General features: G+C 27.9%; 3 protein-coding genes and 1 pseudogene. All 4 read left to right on the forward strand.

The features are described from left to right. Positions 1–18: 18 nt before the first annotated feature. Positions 19–231, forward strand: a pseudogene (locus Q5F54_RS12735) (arginine decarboxylase); the annotation flags it as partial. Positions 232–244: 13 nt separating this feature from the next. Then, the gene (gene speD / locus Q5F54_RS12740) at positions 245–658 is read left to right on the forward strand and encodes an adenosylmethionine decarboxylase (protein WP_071120563.1); all 414 of its coding nucleotides are present in this window, start codon (positions 245–247) and stop codon (positions 656–658) included. A 191-nt stretch (positions 659–849) separates the two neighbouring features. After that, a complete protein-coding gene (gene speE, locus Q5F54_RS12745; protein ID WP_071120562.1) occupies positions 850–1704 on the forward strand; it encodes a polyamine aminopropyltransferase in 855 nt (284 codons plus the stop codon). Beyond that, positions 1691–2587: an agmatinase gene (gene speB, locus Q5F54_RS12750; RefSeq protein ID WP_288564398.1), complete on the forward strand. Its 897-nt coding sequence runs from the start codon at positions 1691–1693 to the stop codon at positions 2585–2587. The genes speE and speB overlap by 14 nt, the downstream gene beginning before the upstream one ends. The last annotated feature ends 78 nt before the right edge of the window (positions 2588–2665 follow it).

Consider the following 2665-nt stretch of genomic DNA (forward strand, 5'->3'; position numbering starts at 1 on the left):
TAAGAAAAAAAAGAACTTGTAGATATAAAAGATTCATTAAATATGATATGTGGAGAATCTATAATGGCATATCCACCAGGAATACCAATTATATCTCCAGGAGAAATAATAACTTATGAGATTATAAATTACATAAATTTACTTAAAGATAGTGGAGCATATTTTACAGATGCTCAAGATAAAAAATTAAATAAAATATTAGTAGTAAATGATACTGCTAGTATCAGCTAAGGAGTGTGTTTTTATGAAATTTGAAACTTTAGGTCGTCATATATTAGTAGAATATTATAATTGTGATGAAGAAGTATTAAAAAACCCAAAGTTAATAGAGGAGTTTATGAATAACTCAGCTTTAAATGCAAAGGCTACAATAGTTGATTCTGTTTTCCATCACTTTAATCCATGGGGTGTATCAGGCGCAGTAATAATAGCAGAATCTCATTTAACTATACATACATGGCCAGAATATGGATATGCAGCAGCAGACTTTTTTACTTGTGGAGATATAGATCCATGGAAAAGCTTTGAATTATTAGAAACTCTTTTAAAAGCAGAGAAAAGTGAGTCAACAGAGATACCTAGAGGATTAACTACAAAAATACAAAAATTTGCAAAAAAAGATTTAGGCAATATTACTCATAAGCCAGAAGCTATATAAATAATAAATACCTAAATATAAATAAAAAATAAAAATAAATTTGGACTTATATTTTAGCATAAAGATAAAGAATATGCAAATTTACATAGCTAAAATATTAATATTAGATATAAATAAAAAATATAAATAAAAAATATAAATAGATAAATTATAAAAAATAAAAATAAATTTGGATTTTGGGAGGAAGTACTATGGAGCTTTGGTACACAGAAGAGTGGACTGACAATGTACGTTTTTCAATAAAAGTAGATAATCACTTATTTAGTGATAAATCAGAATTTCAACAAGTAGATGTATTTGAAAGTAAGGAGTTTGGAAAGTTCTTAACACTAGATGGACTTATGATGGTAAATTATAAAGATGAATTTATATACCATGATATGATAGTTCATACACCTATGGCAACTAATATGAATATAAAGAATGTATTAGTCATTGGTGGTGGAGATGGAGGAACAGTGAGAGAACTTACTCGTTACCCACAAATAGAAAAAATAGATATGGTAGAAATAGATAAAATGGTTGTAGATGTATCTAGAAAGTATATAGATATATGTGCATGTAAATTAGATGATAAAAGAGTAAACTTATATTACGAAGATGGTGTAGCTTTTGTTAGAAATGCTAAAGATGCATCTTATGATTTAATAATAGTAGATTCAACTGATCCAATAGGCCCTGGAGAAGGACTATTCTCTGTAGATTTTTATAAAGATTGTTATAGAGTATTAGGTGAGGATGGAATACTTGTAAATCAAAATGAAAGTCCTTATTTTGATTTTAATGCAAAAGAGATGAAAAGAGCTAATAATAAAATAAAGAATTTATTCGAGGTAACTAGAGTTTATCAAGCTCATATACCAACATATCCATCAGGACATTGGTTATTTGGGTTTGCATCTAAGAAATTTGATCCAATAAAAAATCACAACAAAGAAGCATGGGAAAATTTAAATTTAAAAACAAAATACTATAATAGCGATATACATAAAGGAGCATTTATGCTACCGCAATATGTAAAGGATATGTTAAATGAAAATGAATAAATTTTCCAATATAAATACATTTATGGGTATGGAAAATCCTTATGATAAATCTGATATAGTCGTTTATGGAGCAGGATTTGATGGAACTACATCTAATAGACCTGGAGCTAGATTTGCAAGTAGTTCTATGAGACCTGAATTTTATGGACTTGAAACGTATAGCCCAATTCTTGAATTAGATTTAGAAGATTTTAAAATCTGTGATATGGGTGATTTAGATTTAAGTATTGGTGATACTGATAAAGTATTACAAGAAATATATGAAGGTACAAAACAAATTATACAAGATAATAAAATACCTTTTATGATAGGTGGAGAGCACTTGGTTACCCTTCCTGCATTTAAGGCAGTTTATGAAAAATATGAAGATGTTTATATACTACATTTTGATGCCCATACAGACTTAAGAGAAGAATATAATAATAATAAAAACTCTCATGCTACGGTAATAAAAAGAATTTGGGATATAGTTGGTGATAATAAAATATATCAGTTTGGAATAAGATCTGGAACTAAAGAAGAGTTTGATTTTTCACTTAAGGAAAATCATACGTATATGGAAGTTGGAAATATAAGTACTTTTAAGGATATAGTTGATAAATTAGAGTATAAAAAAATATACATAACAATTGATTTAGATGTATTTGATCCATCAATATTTCCTGGAACTGGAACGCCAGAACCTGGAGGAGTTACATATAGGGAATTTGAAAATATATTTAGTATACTAAAAAATTCAAATGTAGATATAGTAGGATGTGATATTGTTGAGCTTAGCCCAGACTATGATAACACAAAAGTATCTACTGTATTAGCTTGCAAGGTTTTAAGAGAACTAGCTCTTGTATTAGGATATAACAATGAAAAAAATAAAAATAAATAAATAAAGGAAAGGTGATATAAGGATATGGCAAGACATTTATTTACATCAGAATCAGTAACAGAAGGGCATCCAGATAAG

Origin of the sequence: uncultured Romboutsia sp. (assembly GCF_958366745.1) — a bacterium.
Classification (GTDB): domain Bacteria; phylum Bacillota; class Clostridia; order Peptostreptococcales; family Peptostreptococcaceae; genus Romboutsia; species Romboutsia timonensis.

Coding starts and splice junctions, on each gene's coding strand:
- speE (WP_071120562.1), top strand. CDS start 850: ATGGAGCTTTGGTACACAGAAGAGTGGACTGACAATGTACGTTTTTCA.
- speB (WP_288564398.1), top strand. CDS start 1,691: ATGAAAATGAATAAATTTTCCAATATAAATACATTTATGGGTATGGAA.
- speD (WP_071120563.1), top strand. CDS start 245: ATGAAATTTGAAACTTTAGGTCGTCATATATTAGTAGAATATTATAAT.